The following is a 15,869-nucleotide window of genomic DNA, read 5'->3' as shown; positions in this document are numbered from 1 at the left end:
CTTATAAGTAGCGAGCGCGGTGACCCCCACACATGGTATCGGACGCCGCAGACGGACGGGGCGGCCGGGAAGCCGCCGACGAGGCCGGCTCCCCGCTCGCCGACCGGTGGGTCGCGCTCGACCGCGGCTGGCAGGCGCTCGCGCTCGGGCTGGGGGTCGTCGCCGCCCACGCCGGGGCGCAGGCCGTGGGTCTCTTCTGATGCGTCCCGTCGCCGCCGCTCGGCCGTACCTCCCCGGCCTCGCGCTGCTGACCGTCGGTGCGCTCCTCTCGCACCTCGTCGCGGGCGCGGTCGGCGGGCTCCAGCCCCTCGTCGTCGCCGTCGCGGTCGGCGCGCTCGTCGGCAACACCGTCGGCACGCCCGACGCGGCCGAGCCCGGCGTCGGCGTCGACAAGCTGTTCTTGGAGACCGGGATCGTCCTGCTCGGCGCGGCGGTCGTGGTCGAGGAGTTCCTCGCTGCGGGGCCGATCGTGCTCGGACTGGTCGTCGCGGCGGTCGCCGGCGGGCTCCTGCTCGCGGAGCTGATCGCCCGAGGACTGTTCCGGCTCGAGGGGAAGACCCCCTCGCTGCTCGCCGCGGGCGCGAGCATCTGCGGCGTCTCCGCGGTCGTCGCGATCGGGCGCGTGCTCGACGCTCGCGGGTCGGCGATCACGTTCGCGGCGGCGACCGTCCTCCTCTTCGACGCCGTCACGCTCGTCGCGTTCCCGATCGCCGGCGAGTGGCTCGGGCTCACCGGCCGGCAGTTCGGCGTCTGGGCCGGCGTGAGCATGTTCTCGACCGGCCCCGTCGCGGCCGCGGGATTCGCGCACTCGCCGGAGGCGGGCCAGTGGGCGACCGTGACGAAGCTCGCGCGCAACTCCCTTCTGGGGGGCGTCGCGGTCGCCTACTCGCTCGCGTACGCCGCCCGGTCGGCGACGGACCCCGGCGTGCGCCGGCTGTGGGCGGAGTTCCCGAAGTTCCTGCTCGGCTTCCTCGTGGTCGCCGCGGTCGCGAACAGCGGGCTCCTCTCGCCGGCCGCGCTGGAGTCGATCGGGCGCGTCTCGGACGCGCTGTTCACGCTGGCGTTCGTCGGCCTCGGGCTCTCGATCCGGCTCCGCGAGATGCGCGAGGTCGGTGGGGCCGCCGTCGGCGCCGTCCTCGTCCACCTGCTCGTCGTGAGCGCGCTCGCGCTGGCGGCGGTGCGGTGGCTGCTGTAGTCCCCTTTTCAGTCCGTATAAGTAGCGGGCGGACGCAGTCCGCGTATGAGCACCATCGGCTTCATCGGCGGCAGCGGTATCTACGAGGCGCTGCCCCTCAACGACGTGCGCGAGGTCGAGTACGACACGCCCTACGGCGAGCCGAGCGACGCGATCACGATCGGCGAGTTCGCGGACACCGGGACGGAGGTCGCGTTCCTCCCCCGACACGGCTCGGACCACGGCGTTTCGCCCACCGACCTCCCGTACCGCGCGAACATGTACGCCCTCAAAAAGGCGGGCGTCACCCACGTCTTCGCGTCGAACGCGGTCGGCAGTCTGAAGGAGGAACTGGAGCCCGGCACCCTCGTCGTCCCCGACCAGATCTACGACCGGACCAAGCACCGCGACCTCTCTTTCTACGGCGACGGCGTCGTCGTCCACCAGCCGTTCGCGGACCCGTACAGCCCCGAACTGGTCGAGCACCTCACCGAGGCCGCCGAGTCGTCCGCACCCGCCGACACGAACGTCGTGAAGGGCGGCACCTACGTCTGCATCGAGGGGCCCCAGTACTCGACGCGCGCGGAGTCGGAGTTTTATAAGAGCCAAGGGTGGGACCTCGTCGGCATGACTGCGATCCCGGAGGCGAAGCTCGCCCGCGAGGCCGAGATCGCGTACGCGACGATCGCCGGCGTCACCGACTACGACGTCTGGAAGGCGGACAGCGAGGTGACGCTCGAAGAAGTCCTCGAAAACGCCGAGCAGAATCAGAAAGCGATCAAGGCCGCCGTCGAGGAGGCCGTGCGAGCGCTTCCGGATGACCTCGAGTGCGAGGCGCACACCTCCCTCGAAGGCACCGTCAACACGCCCACCGAGGCGATCCCGGAAGAGACCCGCGAGCGCGTCGAGCCGCTGCTGGGAGAGTACTTATAAATAGGTCTGCCGTGCGGTGGCGCGTGCCTGCGAGCGCCCTCTGGGCGCGAGTCAGCACCGCGCGAGGGACGCGGTGAGCGCTCGGAGAGCGCGAACCGCGAGGCTGGGGAGGTGTGAGGTTGCGGTCGGGTGGGACTCAAAGGGGCAGTCGCCGGCGGCAACGCCGCCGGCTTCCAGAGGCGCTTTGCGCCTCGCTGCCGCGTCGACGAAGCACGACGACGTAAGCACCGCAAGAGCGAGTGAAACGAGCGACTGAGGAGCGTGGTTCGAAACGGCGAAGCCGTTTCGTCATCACGAAAGGCGCGGAGCGCCTTTCGAACGACAACGAGTCGCGCGAGTCGTCGCGGCTGGGGCTTTGAAAGGTGTTCATCGCAGAGGAGTCGATCACGTATCGCCGAGCGGCTGGAGCTACAGAGATACTCACCGTCGATCTGACGCCGAATATACACCAGTCGTCGAACGCCTATCAGTCGTCGAACACGTCGAAGACGAACTCGTCGTCGGATTCGTCGGTCAGCCGCTCGGAGCCGTCGTGCTCGTGGAGGAACCCCGGCCCCATCGACTCGTGAACGTCTTCGATCACGTCCGGCGTCACCTTCTCGGTCACCTCGAAGGCCGTCACGGGACTGACGACTCCCCAGATCGCACCGATCGAGTGGGCGAAAAAGGCCACCGGCGTGAGGAGGAGGTACAGCGGCCACGTGAGCGGGTGTTTGTCGTAGCTGGCGGCGCCGACCAGCGTGTAGACGAACAGGATCCCGAACAGCGTCAGCGACGCGGTCCGGTACCACCCCGCACCCGGCGCGGTGCCCGGCAGGAGGAGCGACGCGACCGCCAACAGCGGGACGAGCGGCGAGAACGCCCACGCGACGATCCGGGTGTAGTACATCGGTCGGTACGCGAGCGGGAGCAGGTGGCCGTCGGCGCGGGTCCCGGAGATCCAGCGCCGGCGCTGCTTCGCCATCGCGCGCAGCGACGGCGGCGCCTGATTGCGGAACCGCACGTCGAGCACGGCGAAGGAGACGCCCGCCTGGTCCGCGGCCCGCCAGATGAAGTTCGTGTCCTCGGTGATCGTCGCCGTGTCCCACGTGATCTCGTCCTCCAGCGAGTGCCGGATCGCGACCCCCCCACCCCACGCGTACAGCGGGTATCGGAGCCTGTGGAACGCGAACTGCTCGTACTGGTAGCCGACCCGGAACACCTCGCTGAGGTACGCGATCCGCGAGCCCGTGTACAGCGGTTTCTCCGTGAACTGCACCATGTCGGCGTCGGGCAGTCCCTCGAACCCCGCCATGATCGTGTCCTCGTCGAGGTAGAGCACGTACTCGCGGTGGCAGGGGACGTTGCGTCGCGCCCACTCGACTGCCCGACCCTTGTTCGTCGCCTCGCACTCGAACGACCCGGGGACGACGTGGACCGAGGCCCCATCGATCTCCATCGGCGCCTCCGCGATCACGCGCACGTCCTCGAGCCCGTCCGGTACCGAATCCACCGTCGCCTGTACGACCGCCTGCGAGTCGATGGTGAGGATCCGGACCTGCACGTCGTCGTACCCCCACTCCACGTCCTCGGGGTCGACGCGGCCGCCCCGAGCGAGCACCACGGACTCGAACAGCCACCACACCGCCGAGAACCCGTACAGCACCAACGCGATCCACAGCGCGGCGACGACGACGGTGAGCGCGGGGTCGTTCGTGGCGAACTCGATCACTATCCGTTCGTGTTTCGGAACAGATATGAAAATTCCGACCTGTCCCGGCGGACCGACGCGGTCCGCGATCGACTCAGTCCGCGATCGCTTCCGACTCCCCGGTCATCGCCGACGGGTCCTTCACCCACAGGTCGCCGAACAGGTCGTCCTGCTGGAGCCGGACTGATCCCCGATGAGCCATGAACAGCAGCGCGAGGTACGTCATGAACGGGCGACCGCCGGCGGTCTCTATCTCCGCGAACAACACCTCCGTGCGCCCGCGGTCGAAGTGGGTCCGGAGGACGTTGTCGATCTCCACGATCACCTCCTCGATGTCCTCGTCGTGGGTGCGGTCGGTCGCCTCGCCCGCGGTCGGCTCCCCGTCCTGGCGGAACTCGTCGCCGGCGTGGTAGTCGAGCGTCTGCGTGCCGCGGGCGTGACCGTGCGGCGACTCCGAGGTGTCGTACTCGCGGGAGTCCTTCCACCACGAGCCGCGCTCGGCCTCGCGGAGCTCCCGGACCAGCTCGTCGAGCGTCTCCGGGGAGCCCCGGGTGTTCTTCCGGTCGAGCCGGCGGTCCATCTCGGCCTCTAATTCGTCGATCGGATCGAAGCCGCCGTCGGCGGGGTCGGGCGCGCCGCCCTCCATCGCGACCTCCCACGGCTCCGGCTCGGGCTCCTCGTCCTCGTCGTCGTCGGCCAGCATTCCGTCGCTTTTCATCCGGAGCAGGACGCTGGCGTAGAAGAGCGCGCGCCCCGTCGTCCGGAGATCGGTCTCGTCGAGCTTCTCCAAGAACGCGTCCGTCACCTGCACGATGTCGATGTCCCACGGCTCGATCTCGCCCTCCTCGGCGAGCTGGACGAGGAGCTCGACGGGTTCGACCTCGTCCTCGTCGGCCGAATCACCGTCGTCGTCCGGGGAGCCGTCGGCGAACGGGTCCGGGCCGTCGCGTTCGCTCGTCAGGTCGAGGTCCGGGACCCCGCCCGCCGACTCCGGCGGCTCAGTCATCCGCGGTCACCTCGCCCTGATCGTCGCCGTCGCCGTCGTCGCCGAACTGCATCCCCGTCACCGCCGAGAGGTTGTCGCCCTGCATCGTGACGCCGATGGCGCGGTCGGAGCGCTCCAGCAGCGCCGAGCGGTGGCCGACGACGACGAACTGGGCCTCCTCGGCCAGCTCCTCGATCATCTCGCCGACGCGCTCGGCGTTGACCGCGTCGAGGAACGCGTCGATCTCGTCGAGCGCGTAGAACGGCGCGGGGTTGTGCCGCTGGATCGCGAAGATGAACGAGAGCGCGGTCAGCGACTTCTCCCCGCCGCTCATCGCCTCGAGCCGCTGGACCGGCTTGTCGGCGGGCTGGGCCTTCATCGTTAACCCCTCCTCGAAGGGGTCCTCGGGGTTCTCCAAGAGGAGCTCGCCGCTGCCGGCGGAGAGGCGCGCGAAGATGTCCTCGAAGTGGGCGTTGATCGACTCGAACGTCGCCATGAACGTCTCCTTCTTCGCCGCCTCGTACCCCTCGATGCGCTCCGCGATCGCGTCGCGCTCCTCGACGAGCACGTCGCGGCGCTCCTGGAGCGTCTCCAGCGCCTCCTCGACCTCGTCGTACTCGTCGATCGCGAGCATGTTGACGGGTTCGAGCGCCTCCATCTCCGCCTCTAACTCCTCGATCCGCGACTCGACCTCGTCGAGGTCGGGGATCTCCGAAGCGTCGTATTCGCCGACCTGCGACTCGAGTTCGTCGATCTCCCACGCCAGCCGGTCGCGCCGGTCGGTGAGGTCCTCCAGGTCCGACTCGGCCTCCGAGACGAGCGAGCGCTGCTCGTCGCGCTCGCGGGTCGCCTCGGCGATCTCCTCGCGGAGATCCTCGCGGTCCGCCTTCAGCTCCGTCAGCTCCTCCTCGAGCTCCGCGATCGCCTCGCGTTTCGCCGCCAGCGTCTCCTCCTTCTCGTCGATCGCGGCCTCGTGCTCGGCGACCGCCTCCTCGGCCTCCGCCTTCCGGTTCTGCGACGTCTCCACGGTGTCATGGAGGTCGTCGACCGCGTCCTCGGCGTACCCCTTCTCCAGTTCGAGCTCGTTCTGCCGCCCGTCGAGCGAGCTCATCCGGTCCTCCAGGTCCGAGATCTCGCCGCGGATCTCGCCGGCGCGCTCCGAGAGCTCCGGGATCTTCGAGTCGGCCAGCTCCGCCTCGATATCGTCGATCTTGGCGTCGAGCTCGTCGATCTCGGCGTTCAGCTCGTCGATCTCTGCGTCGAGCTCGCTCATCTCCGCGTCGACCGACTCGCGTTCCGCCTCCAGATCCTCGAGTTCGGTCTCGAGTTCGTCGATGCGGTCCTCGGCGTCGGACAGCTCGCCCTCGGCGCGCTCGACGTCGGCCTCCAGCGACCGGACGCGCTCCGCGGCGTCGGCCTTCCGGTCGCGGGCGTCGTCGATGTCGTCTTCCAGCTCGTCGATCTCCGCCTGCAGCGATTGCCGGTCGTCCTCCAGGTCCGAGATCTCGGTCGCGAGCCGTTCGAGTTTGCCGCCGCCCGACTTGGTGAACGCGTACCGGGAGCCGCCGCCCGACCCGCCGGTCATCGCGCCGGACTTCTCGACGAGGTCGCCGTCGAGCGTCACCATCCGGTAGTCGCCCATCAGGTCGCGGGCGGTCGCCATGTCCTCGACGACCAGCGTGGAGCCGAGGACGTACGAGAAGATCGACTCGTACTCGGCGTCGTAGTCGACCAGGTTGCGCGCAAAGTCGACGACGCCCGGCATCGAGGGCTTGCGCGGGAGGCTCCGGTTGTCCATCTTGGTGATGGGGAGGAACGTCGCCCGGCCCGCGTTGCGCCGCTTGAGGTAGTCGATACACGTCGAGCCCACGCCGTCGTCGTCGACGACGACGTTCGCGAGCCGACCGCCGGCCGCCGTCTCACACGCCTCGGCGTACTCGGCCTCGACGGAGCCCAGCTCGCCGACCGCGCCGTGGACCCCGTCGATCCCGCCGTTCTTCACCTCGGTCACCGCGCGCGGCCACGAGGCGTCGCCGCGCTCGTCGGCGGCGGCCTCCAGCTTCGCGTACTCGTTCTGCTTCTCTCGGAGGTCCTCCTCGATCGCCTCCAACTGCTCGCTCTTCTCGGCCTTCTCCGAGAAGAGGTCCGCGACCGCGTCCTCGATCGTCTCCTCGTTCTTCTTCGCCTTGTCGAGCTCGCTGTGCAGCTCGGAGATCCGCGCGTTGTGCTCGGGGAGCGACTCGCGGGCCTCCTCCAGATCCTCTCGCGCCTCGCTTACCGCGTTCGAGCGCCGGCGAGCCTCGTCGAGCAGGCGGTCCTTCTCGCGTTGCAGCTCGTTTTTCTCCTCCCGCAGCGACTCGATCGACTCCTTCTTCTCCGAGAGGTCGGCCTTCAGCTCGTCGAACTCGGTGTCGGCGCCCTCGATCTCGGCCTCCACGTCGGCGAGCTCGGAGCGCTTCGTGGCGATCTCGGATTTCACCGAGGCCTTCTCGACTTTTACCTCGCGGATCTCCTCGTCGAGCTCCTCGATCGTCTCCTCCTTGCGGTCGATCTGGACGAACGCGTCGCGGCGCTCGGTCTCGGCCTCCGCGGCGCGCTCCTCGGCGGCCTCGATCTTGTCCTCCAGCCGTGAGATCTCGCCTTTCACCTCCTCGATCTCGGAGCGGATCTCGATCTGCTCGTCCTCGCCTTTGGTCTCGATCTCGTGGTTGAGGTCGGCGAGGTCTTCCTCCAGCCGCGTGAGCTTTCCCTGTCTCGCGTCGAGCTCGGTGCGAAGCTCCTCCAGTTCGGCCTCGGCGTCGTCGATGTCCCCTTCGACGCCCGCGAGCGCCTCTCGTTTCTCCTCCAGCTCGGAGGCCTTGAGGAAGCCGCGGTACTCCTCTAACTCGTCGCGGTACTCCTGATACTGGAGGGCGGTCTCACGCTCGTCGGCCAGCTGATCGAGCCGGTCCTGCTTCTCGCCGATCCGGAGGTCGGCCTCCTCGATCCGGTCTTCGACCGTCTCTAACTCCTCGTAGGCGGCCTCTTTCTTCTCGTCGAACTCGGCGACGCCAGCGATCTCGTCGACGATCCCCCGGCGCTGGTACGGGGTCATGTTGATGATCTCGGTCACGTCGCCCTGCATCACGACGTTGTACCCCTCCGGCGTGACCCCGGCGGCCGCGAGCAGGTCCTGCACGTCCGAGAGGTTCACCGACCGCCCGTTGAGGTAGTAGTACGAGTAGTAGTTGTCCTCGGTCTCCTTGACGCGCCGCTTGATCGTGATCTCGGAGACGTCGCCGACGTTCTCCGTGCCGGCCGCGGAGACGACCTGCGAGCGGTCGAGGGTCCCGTCCTCGTTGGAGAGCACCACCGTCACCGACGCCTCGTTCGGACCGCCGGAGCCCTCCCCGCCGTCGTGGCCGGGGTTGTAGATCAGGTCCGTGAGCTTCTTCGCCCGGATCCCGCGGGTGCGAGCCAGCCCGAGCGCGAAGAGGACCCCGTCGATGATGTTCGATTTCCCGGAGCCGTTCGGTCCGGTGACGACCGTGAAGTCGTCGTAAAAGGGAATCCTCGTCGTCCGTCCGAAGCTCTTGAACCCGTCTAAAACCACTTCTGTGATGTGCATGTGTCGCGGGAGGGTAAGACGGCGGTTACGCGACGATGATGTCGCTGTCGGACTCCTCGTCGCCCTCTCCGTCCGCGTCTGACCCCTCGGCGGCCTCGGCGTCCGGCGTCGTCGCCTCCTGCTCGGGGACGATTACGTCGCCCTCGGACGCGCTCGCGTCGCCGTCCGTCGCCTCGGACTCCTCGGCCCCGGGCCCGTCGTCGGTCCGCTCGACGACCTCGACGTGGTCGTCGGAGTGGGTCCGGCGCTCGCCGCCGGTCGCCTCGGACTCCTCGGTTGCCGCGTCAGCCGATCCGTCCTGCGCCGGCTCCGCCGACTCCGTCGACTCCGTCGACCCGGCGGCGTCGGCCGCGACGGACACCTCCTGAGCGTCTTCCACCTGTCGGACGCGCTCTTTCATCTCGACGAGCTCCTCGGTGAGCCCGTTGACCGCCGCCTGTAGCTCCGCGACCTGTCGTTCGAGATCCTCGACCCGGTTACTCATTATACACACGTATGCCCACGCGGGCCGTATAAATCTGCGTCAGACATGTGTGTCCGTACCACATGGGTGTGTCCGTACCACATGGTTTCTGAGCGGCGCCGAAGAGACACGTTTCACCCCACTGAAACGTGTCTGTCGATCGTCGGACACGAGGAGAAGATACTTGTAGTGAGGGTTGATATCGGTTCGGTATGAGCAAGATCACCTTCCGGGCCGACGACGATCTCGTCGAGCGGCTGGAAGCGTGTGATGCCTCCAAAAGCGAGGTGATGCGGGAGGCGCTCCGGACCCACCTCGGCGGCGCGGCCGACGGCGACGACGTGGGCGCGTCGGACGCGAGTGTCGACGACGCGCTGGCCGATCGGATCGACGACCTCATCGCGGATCGGCTCGACGCCGCGCTGGACGAGCGGTTCGGTGACCGACCGGCGGCGCCTTCGCCGGCACCTCACGGGACGTATACGCCCGGAAACGCCGGTGAGATCAACGTAAACGTCACTCTCGAGGCTCCGGGAGCCGACGAGGACGACGCGAGTGTGACGCGTGAGACGACCTCGGACGCCGACGCGCAGACGCGTAAGACGCACGCCGATCCGGACGTGCAAACGCGGGAAAACGTCTGTGGCGGATGCGGCGAAAACGTCCCGTCTGACCACGTTTACTGCCCGAACTGTGGGGAAAAGCAATCCCACCGAGCGTTCTGCGAGTGCGGCGACGAGCTCCGGACCGACTGGGCGTTCTGCCCCGGCTGCGGGCGCCGAACTCCCGCTGCCGACGTATTGAAGGATCAGTAATCGACTTCTGAATACCCGTATACGCCAAAATTCGGCCGTTTTCGAGATATGTCTTACACCCTCCGGTACTTTTATATTGGTAGCCTCGGTGACTACATCTGCGTAAGACGGTCGTCTTACAGCGACCGTCCGAGTCGGGGTGACCCTCCGTCGTCGGGCGATTTGTCGCTGTAAGACACACGCGTCGCGTGCTCGCCGTCTTACCGGGGGAATACCAATGGAGCGTGTGACACTACGAATCCCGAAACAGCAGATCGACGAAGTCGAACAGATGGTCGAGACGGGCGAGTTCCCGAACCGGAGCGAGGCGATCCGGTCGGCCGTCCGCGACATGTTGAACGAACAGGACGGCGAGCGCGACGAGCGCGGCCGCAACCGCAACTGGGCGAAGGTGTAAACTAATGCAAGATCTCGTTCAGGACGCACTCGACAACGCGGAAGCGGAGAAGCGCGACATGGACGTCGACATGGACGACGACGAGTTCGGGGACCCCCGAATCGTCATCGTCGGTGCCGGCGGCGCCGGGAACAACACGGTCAACCGGCTGTACAACATCGGCGTCGACGGCGCCGACACCGTCGCGATCAACACGGACAAACAGCACCTCAAGATGATCGAGGCCGACACCAAGATCCTCGTGGGCAAGTCGCTCACGCAGGGGCTCGGCGCCGGCGGCGACCCCAAGATGGGCGAGCGCGCCACCGAGATGGCCCAAGGCACGATCAAAGAGGTGCTCGGCGACGCCGACCTCGTCTTCGTCACCGCCGGGATGGGCGGCGGCACCGGTACCGGCGCCGCGCCGGTCGTCTCGAAGATCGCCAAAGAGCAGGGCGCCATCGTCGTCGGGATGGTCTCGACGCCGTTCAACGTCGAGCGCGCCCGCACGGTGAAGGCGGAGGAGGGACTCGAAACCCTCCGTAACGAGGCCGACTCGATCATCGTCCTCGACAACAACCGGCTGCTCGACTACGTGCCGAACCTGCCGATCGGGAAGGCGTTCTCCGTGATGGACCAGATCATCGCGGAGACGGTGAAGGGGATCTCCGAGACGATCACCCAGCCGAGCCTCATCAACCTGGACTACGCCGATATGTCGACGATCATGAACCAGGGCGGCGTGGCCGTCATGCTCGTCGGCGAGACCCAGGACAAGAACAAGACCCAAGAGGTGGTCAACGACGCGATGAACCACCCGCTCTTGGACGTCGACTACCGCGGCGCGAGCGGCGGGCTCGTCCACATCACGGGCGGCCCGGACCTCACGCTCAAAGAGGCCGAGGGCATCGCGAACAACATCACCGAGCGGCTGGAGGCGAGCGCCAACGTCATCTGGGGCGCACGTATCCAGGACGAGTACAAGGGGAAGGTCCGCGTCATGGCGATCATGACGGGCGTCCAGAGCGCGCAGGTGCTCGGCCCCTCGACGCAGAAGCAGGCCGACAAGTCCCGCGCCGCGGTGGACGCCGACGACCTCGGCGACTCGCGCTCGCGGGCGGCCGAGACGAACGGCACCGCCGGCAACGCGGCGGTCTCGGGCGGCGCCGACCAGGGGGCGTGGGAGTCCGACGGCGGCAGCAAGCCGACTGAGAAGAGCAACGGCCTCGACGTCATCCGCTAGGCATCCCGCGGCGACCGACCGCCGACGCGGCTTTCCACTTCTCGTTTTGATTTCGCTCTTTTCGTGTCCGTCCACGCATCGCCCATCCGTCGGTTTCGACGCGCTCCGCCGACGGCGCGAGGACTTAACATCGCACGGTCCGTGGGACGTTACGTGTCACGTCACCAGCCGAGCCGAATCGGTCGGTATCGCTCGGGCGTCGCCAACGATCGTGCCGAGTTCGCGACCCGATGACCGACGCAGCACTCTATTTCACCGGGCCCGAGACCGTCGAACTCCGGGAGACGGCGGTCGGCCAGCCGGCCGCCGACGAACTGCTCGTCGACACCCGCGCGTCGGCGATAAGCGCCGGGACGGAGCTGCTCGTGTACCGCGACCAGATGCCGTCCGACCTCCCGGCGGACGAGACCCTCGACGCGCTCGACGGGGACCTGTCGTACCCGCTCCGGTACGGCTACGCCGCGAGCGGCGTCGTCCGCGAGGTTGGCGCCGATGTCGATCCGGACTGGATCAGCCGGCCGGTGTTCTCGTTCGTCCCGCATCAGACGAGCTTTCGCGCGACGCCTGACTCGGTGCTCGCGCTCCCGCCGGAGACGACGCCGGCCGCCGGGTCGCTCCTCCCCTCGGTCGAGACCGCGACGAACCTCGTCCTCGACGCTGCCCCCCGGCTCGGAGAGCGGGTCGTGGTCTTCGGCGCCGGGGTGATCGGACTCTGCGTCACCCGACTGCTGGCCGCGTTTCCGCTGGAATCGCTCGTCGTGGTCGATCCGATCGAGCGCCGTCGGACGCTCGCCGCGGCGCTCGGCGCCGACCGAACGACGACGCCGGCCGACCTCGCCGACACCGAGACTGCCGACGTAGACCGTGCCGACACGGACCCCGTCGACACCGATCCTGCCGTCGAGCAGGCCGACCTCGCGATCGAGCTGTCCGGGCAGCCGAGCGCGCTCGACGACGCGCTCGGCGCGGTCGGCTACGACGCGCGGATCGTCGTCGGCTCGTGGTACGGGACCAAACGCGAGCCGATCGATCTGGGCGGGCGGTTCCACCGGGACCGGATCGACATCGTCTCCAGTCAGGTGTCGACGATCAGTCCCGAGCTCCGGGGGCGCTGGGACCGCGACCGACGCATGGACGCGGCGCTCGATCGGCTCGACTGGATCCCCGCCGACGAGCTAATCACCCATCGGATCCCCTTCGAGCGCGCGCCGGAGGCGTACGAGCTGCTCGACTCGGCGCCCGACGCCGCGGTACAGGTGATTCTCGAGTACTCGTGAGCGCCGGCCGCGCTCACCGGCGGCCGGGGAGCCGCCCGCTGACGGCGAGGTAGTCCCGTGCGAACACCGCCAGCGACGGCGCGAGGACGACGGGCGCGAGGGTCCACACGAGATCCGTCGGCACCGGCGGGACGAGCGCGACGGTCACGAAGACCATCTGCACGCCCGCGAGGTACTTGCCGAGATCGCTGTCGGGGAGGTCGCCGACGGGGAGGCCGCGGACGCGCCGCAGCCACACGGCCCCGCGGAAGACGTAGCGCGCGGCGGAGATCGAGAGGTACCAGACCGGCAGTAGCCCCCACACTACCGCCACCAGCGGCGCGGCGACGAACCCGAAGGTGTCGAACGCCATGTCGAGCCGGCGGCCGATATCCGTCTCTCGACCGACCGTCCGCGCGACGGTCCCATCGAGGTTGTCGAGAGCGACGCCGGTTCCGTAACACAGCGCGGGCACCCACGCGAGCGTCGTCGCCGGCGGCACGACGACGAACCCGGCGACGACGGCGTACAGCGCTCCCCGCACGAGCGTAACCGCGTTCGCCAGCCCGAGCAGCCGCCGCCAGAACCCGCCGGTCAGCCGCCCCGGACCGAGCCCGTAGCCGACGTACCAGAGCTGCCCGGCCCAGCAGACCCCGGCGAGGACGGCGGGAGAGAGCCCCCATCGGCCCATCTCGTCCGCGGGGAACAGCCGCAACAGGAGGGCTGCGAGCGCGATCGCGGCGACGAGCGGGAGCCCGACGCCGACCCCGACGCGAACGGATCGTCGCCGGCGGGCCTCGGCCATCTACTCGTCACCCCTCGCCTCGGTGATCGGGGCGGCGCGCCCGGGTCGTGGTCGGCAGTTCCGACGCGGCACGGCTATCGGCGGAGGAGGACGACTAACACGGCGATCAACGCGACCTGTGCGATCTTGTCGACGGCGCCGAGCGTGCCGACATCGGCCGGGAACGACTTCGGTCCGCCCGCGAAGTTGACGGCGTACCAGAGGACGATCTGGACGAGGGTGAAGGCGATTCCGACCCCGTACACCGCGCGCCGGCGGTAGTCGATCAGCAAGAGACCGACGCCCCCGACGAAGCCCAGCCCCGCGAGGATGAAACTGATTCCCATGGGGGACGGGAACATTCTAACACCGAGGAGGAGGTGGACGGCGGCGGAGATCAGGGCCGCGACGATACCCACCCAATGGAGGCCGTTCAACGAGCCGATATCGACGGTCCGCTGCCGAGATTCAGACGTTGCCATACCACACACACGGACTTCTGTCACATAGGAATACCGCCCCGATCGGCGGGATCTGGTCAGTTATGGATCCCCTACCGCTCGAAGTCCGGATCCCGGAGGGCGTCGATCCGTGCGATCTCGTCGGCGGTCAGCCGCTCGCTCCCGGCGGCCAGGTTCGAGACGACGTGCGACTCGCTCGTACTGGACGGGATGGGCACCACGCCCCGAGAGGCGTTCCACGCGATCACGACTTCCGCGGGCGAGAGCCCCCGCTCCGTCCCGATCGCGTTCAGGACGGGCTCGTCGAGGAGACCGTGCGCCGACAGCGGCGAGTGCGCGACGACTCGCATCCCGCGCTCGTGACAGAACTCCACGAGGTCGGTCCGGGACCGGTAGGGGTGTCGTTCGACCTGGACGAGCGCCGGATCGACATCGCCCGCTTCGAGCACCGTCTCTAGCTGCGCCCGCGAGACGTTACAGATCCCGAGCGTCCGGGTCCACCCCCGTTCGTGGACGGTCTCCAGGTTCCGCCACGCCGTCGCAAGCGACACGTCGGCGGTCGCGGGCTCGCCGCCTTCGCCCTCGGGGAACGTGAGGTCCTCCTGCCGCTCGACCGGCTTCTCGGCGAGGCGATTCAGCTCGCCTCGGTGGTCGAGCGCCGAGGGCCAGTGGAGCGCGTAGCAGTCGAACGCGTCGATTCCCAGCTCCTCGCGGCTGCCGGCGCAGGCGGCGAGCAGGTGCTCGCGGCGGTGATTGGTGCGCCACGCCTTCCCGATCAGGAACACGCGCTCGCGGTCCGGCGCGCCGGGGGCGGCGAGCAGCTCCCCGATCCGGTGTTCGTTGCCGTACAGCTCGGCGGAGTCGAGGAGGCGGTAGCCGGCGTCGAGCGCGGTCGCGATCGAGTCGGCGCGCTCGACGTACTCTCCGTCGCGGTAGCGCGAGCAGCCGAAGCCGACGGCGGGGAGGCGGATCGCGGACGCGCTCCGGTCGCTCTCCCCCGGCCTGACGACCGGCGCCGGCGGCGGGTCGGCGGTCGCTCCGCAGTCGTCGACGGCGACCGGCCCCTCGCCCTCGGCGGCCGCCTCGATCGCGTTGCAGACGGCGACGACGTGCGCGCCCCGGCGCCCCCCGGCCCGCGAGGGAGAGCCCGCCTCAACGGTCGCGGCGAGGCGCTCCACGGCGTCGACGTACGCGTAGGGCTCTTCGGGTGAGGTCGACGGCGCGCTCACGTACTCCCGTCCGACGCGCCCGAACCGGACGTGATCGCGGGCGGTGTCCATCGCGCCGGTTCCCTTCAGATACAGCGAGCCGTCGTCGCCGTGGAGCTCCAGCCCGTAGAACTCCCGGCTCCGGTGGGGGGCGTAGAAGCTCGCGGTCAGCCTGACGGTCGGCCCCGACGCGAACGCCAGCGTCGCCTCGACGTGGCTCGGCGTCGACGGCCGCCGCGCCTCCCGCTCGGGCCAGACGTCGAGGGCGTCGGCGACGCGGACGCGCTCGACGGGACCGAACCACGCGACCAGCAGCGCGAGGGGGTAGACGGCCCCGTCGTACAGCGGGCCGATCTCGAGGAAGGAGTCCGGGCGGTCGTGCCAGTCGGTGACGCGGCCGACGTGGGCGTGAGCGTACCCCAGCCCGACCGGGCCGAGTCGACCGTCCGCAAGAAGGCGGCCCGCGCGGCGCTGCGAGGGGGCCCGCGGGGTCCCGGGCGCACAGCCCAGTGCGAGGTCGTGGTCGCGGGCGAGCGCCACCAACTCCCTCGCCTCGTCGGCGTCGAGCGCGAGCGGCTTCTGCGAGTAGACGTGGCGGTCGGCGCCGAGCGCGGTCCGCGTCACCGGCGCGTGGGCCGCGTGGCTCGTCAGGTTCACCACGAGCGGCGCGTCGACGGCCGAGAGCGCCGTCTCCAGGTCGGTGAACGACCGGCAGTCGTGGGCCGCGGCCAGCGCCGCGGCACGGTCGCCGTCGAGGTCGACGACGCCGGCCAGCGACAGCGAACTCCCCGACAGCCCGGCGGCGTACTCCGGCGCGATCGCTCCGGCCCCCACGAACAGACAGTTCACGGTCGTATCGAGGCGGCGAGACGTA

At 69.0% G+C, this 15,869-nt stretch carries 14 protein-coding genes; 7 read left to right on the top strand and 7 right to left on the bottom strand.

The annotated features are described in order from the left end of the window. Nucleotides 1-32: 32 nt before the first annotated feature. The 3 genes from ACP96_RS19170 to mtnP are packed head-to-tail and all read left to right on the top strand — an operon-like array spanning nucleotide 33 to nucleotide 2,107. Nucleotides 33-200, top strand: coding sequence for a hypothetical protein (locus tag ACP96_RS19170; RefSeq protein ID WP_202593926.1), 168 nt, complete (start codon nucleotides 33-35; stop codon nucleotides 198-200). Beyond that, nucleotides 200-1,195, top strand: a complete 996-nt coding sequence (locus tag ACP96_RS07930) for a YeiH family protein (protein WP_050032921.1) — start codon at nucleotides 200-202, stop codon at nucleotides 1,193-1,195. Before ACP96_RS19170 ends, ACP96_RS07930 begins: the two co-directional genes overlap by 1 nt. A 45-nt stretch (nucleotides 1,196-1,240) precedes the next feature. Continuing rightward, nucleotides 1,241-2,107 carry an S-methyl-5'-thioadenosine phosphorylase gene (gene mtnP / locus ACP96_RS07925; RefSeq protein WP_050032920.1) on the top strand — a complete coding sequence of 289 codons (867 nt, stop codon included), beginning with the start codon at nucleotides 1,241-1,243 and terminating at the stop codon, nucleotides 2,105-2,107. A 466-nt stretch (nucleotides 2,108-2,573) separates the two neighbouring features. Here mtnP and ACP96_RS07920 read toward each other — a convergent pair whose 3' ends face one another. From ACP96_RS07920 to ACP96_RS07905, 4 genes are all read right to left on the bottom strand, one after another. After that, on the bottom strand, nucleotides 2,574-3,818 hold the full coding sequence (locus tag ACP96_RS07920) for a glycosyltransferase (RefSeq protein WP_050032919.1): 1,245 nt from the start codon (nucleotides 3,816-3,818) through the stop codon (nucleotides 2,574-2,576). Nucleotides 3,819-3,891: 73 nt separating this feature from the next. Next, entirely contained in the window at nucleotides 3,892-4,803 is a 912-nt protein-coding gene (locus ACP96_RS07915) for a segregation and condensation protein A (protein ID WP_050026705.1), read from the bottom strand. Further along, on the bottom strand, nucleotides 4,796-8,389 hold the full coding sequence (gene smc, locus ACP96_RS07910) for a chromosome segregation protein SMC (RefSeq protein WP_050032918.1): 3,594 nt from the start codon (nucleotides 8,387-8,389) through the stop codon (nucleotides 4,796-4,798). The genes ACP96_RS07915 and smc overlap by 8 nt, the downstream gene beginning before the upstream one ends. 25 nt (nucleotides 8,390-8,414) lie before the next feature. Continuing rightward, nucleotides 8,415-8,873, bottom strand: coding sequence for a DUF7518 family protein (locus ACP96_RS07905; protein ID WP_050026703.1), 459 nt, complete (start codon nucleotides 8,871-8,873; stop codon nucleotides 8,415-8,417). Between the two features lie 191 nt (nucleotides 8,874-9,064). Between ACP96_RS07905 and ACP96_RS07900 the strand changes: the two genes are divergently transcribed. From ACP96_RS07900 to ACP96_RS07885, 4 genes are all read left to right on the top strand, one after another. Further along, nucleotides 9,065-9,667, top strand: coding sequence for a double zinc ribbon domain-containing protein (locus ACP96_RS07900; protein ID WP_050032917.1), 603 nt, complete (start codon nucleotides 9,065-9,067; stop codon nucleotides 9,665-9,667). 217 nt (nucleotides 9,668-9,884) lie between these two features. Beyond that, nucleotides 9,885-10,064: a ribbon-helix-helix domain-containing protein gene (locus tag ACP96_RS07895; protein WP_004595187.1), complete on the top strand. Its 180-nt coding sequence runs from the start codon at nucleotides 9,885-9,887 to the stop codon at nucleotides 10,062-10,064. A 4-nt stretch (nucleotides 10,065-10,068) separates the two neighbouring features. Continuing rightward, complete coding sequence (gene ftsZ / locus ACP96_RS07890) at nucleotides 10,069-11,286, top strand: cell division protein FtsZ (RefSeq protein ID WP_050032916.1); 1,218 nt, start codon at nucleotides 10,069-10,071, stop codon at nucleotides 11,284-11,286. Nucleotides 11,287-11,516: 230 nt separating this feature from the next. Then, nucleotides 11,517-12,563, top strand: a complete 1,047-nt coding sequence (locus ACP96_RS07885) for a zinc-dependent alcohol dehydrogenase (protein WP_050032915.1) — start codon at nucleotides 11,517-11,519, stop codon at nucleotides 12,561-12,563. Between the two features lie 13 nt (nucleotides 12,564-12,576). Here the strand turns inward: ACP96_RS07885 and ACP96_RS07880 are convergent, their stop codons facing one another. From ACP96_RS07880 to ACP96_RS07870, 3 genes are all read right to left on the bottom strand, one after another. Then, nucleotides 12,577-13,347, bottom strand: a complete 771-nt coding sequence (locus ACP96_RS07880) for a CDP-alcohol phosphatidyltransferase family protein (protein WP_050032914.1) — start codon at nucleotides 13,345-13,347, stop codon at nucleotides 12,577-12,579. 74 nt (nucleotides 13,348-13,421) lie between these two features. Beyond that, nucleotides 13,422-13,808 (bottom strand): DUF7475 family protein, encoded by a 387-nt coding sequence (locus tag ACP96_RS07875; protein WP_050032913.1) that lies wholly within the window; start codon nucleotides 13,806-13,808, stop codon nucleotides 13,422-13,424. Between the two features lie 71 nt (nucleotides 13,809-13,879). Further along, nucleotides 13,880-15,844 carry an aldo/keto reductase gene (locus ACP96_RS07870; protein ID WP_050032912.1) on the bottom strand — a complete coding sequence of 655 codons (1,965 nt, stop codon included), beginning with the start codon at nucleotides 15,842-15,844 and terminating at the stop codon, nucleotides 13,880-13,882. Between the last annotated feature and the right edge of the window lie 25 nt (nucleotides 15,845-15,869).

Origin of the sequence: Halorubrum halophilum (assembly GCF_000739595.1) — an archaeon.
Lineage (GTDB): Archaea > Halobacteriota > Halobacteria > Halobacteriales > Haloferacaceae > Halorubrum > Halorubrum halophilum.
This window is presented reverse-complemented; position numbering and strand designations above follow the sequence as displayed.

Bases quoted from the DNA above. Each gene is read 5' to 3' on its own strand.
- ACP96_RS19170 (WP_202593926.1), top strand. From the start codon at position 33: ATGGTATCGGACGCCGCAGACGGACGGGGCGGCCGGGAAGCCGCCGAC.
- ACP96_RS07930 (WP_050032921.1), top strand. From the start codon at position 200: ATGCGTCCCGTCGCCGCCGCTCGGCCGTACCTCCCCGGCCTCGCGCTG.
- mtnP (WP_050032920.1), top strand. From the start codon at position 1,241: ATGAGCACCATCGGCTTCATCGGCGGCAGCGGTATCTACGAGGCGCTG.
- ACP96_RS07915 (WP_050026705.1), bottom strand. From the start codon at position 4,803: ATGACTGAGCCGCCGGAGTCGGCGGGCGGGGTCCCGGACCTCGACCTG.
- smc (WP_050032918.1), bottom strand. From the start codon at position 8,389: ATGCACATCACAGAAGTGGTTTTAGACGGGTTCAAGAGCTTCGGACGG.
- ACP96_RS07905 (WP_050026703.1), bottom strand. From the start codon at position 8,873: ATGAGTAACCGGGTCGAGGATCTCGAACGACAGGTCGCGGAGCTACAG.
- ACP96_RS07900 (WP_050032917.1), top strand. From the start codon at position 9,065: ATGAGCAAGATCACCTTCCGGGCCGACGACGATCTCGTCGAGCGGCTG.
- ACP96_RS07895 (WP_004595187.1), top strand. From the start codon at position 9,885: ATGGAGCGTGTGACACTACGAATCCCGAAACAGCAGATCGACGAAGTC.
- ftsZ (WP_050032916.1), top strand. From the start codon at position 10,069: ATGCAAGATCTCGTTCAGGACGCACTCGACAACGCGGAAGCGGAGAAG.
- ACP96_RS07885 (WP_050032915.1), top strand. From the start codon at position 11,517: ATGACCGACGCAGCACTCTATTTCACCGGGCCCGAGACCGTCGAACTC.
- ACP96_RS07880 (WP_050032914.1), bottom strand. From the start codon at position 13,347: ATGGCCGAGGCCCGCCGGCGACGATCCGTTCGCGTCGGGGTCGGCGTC.
- ACP96_RS07875 (WP_050032913.1), bottom strand. From the start codon at position 13,808: ATGGCAACGTCTGAATCTCGGCAGCGGACCGTCGATATCGGCTCGTTG.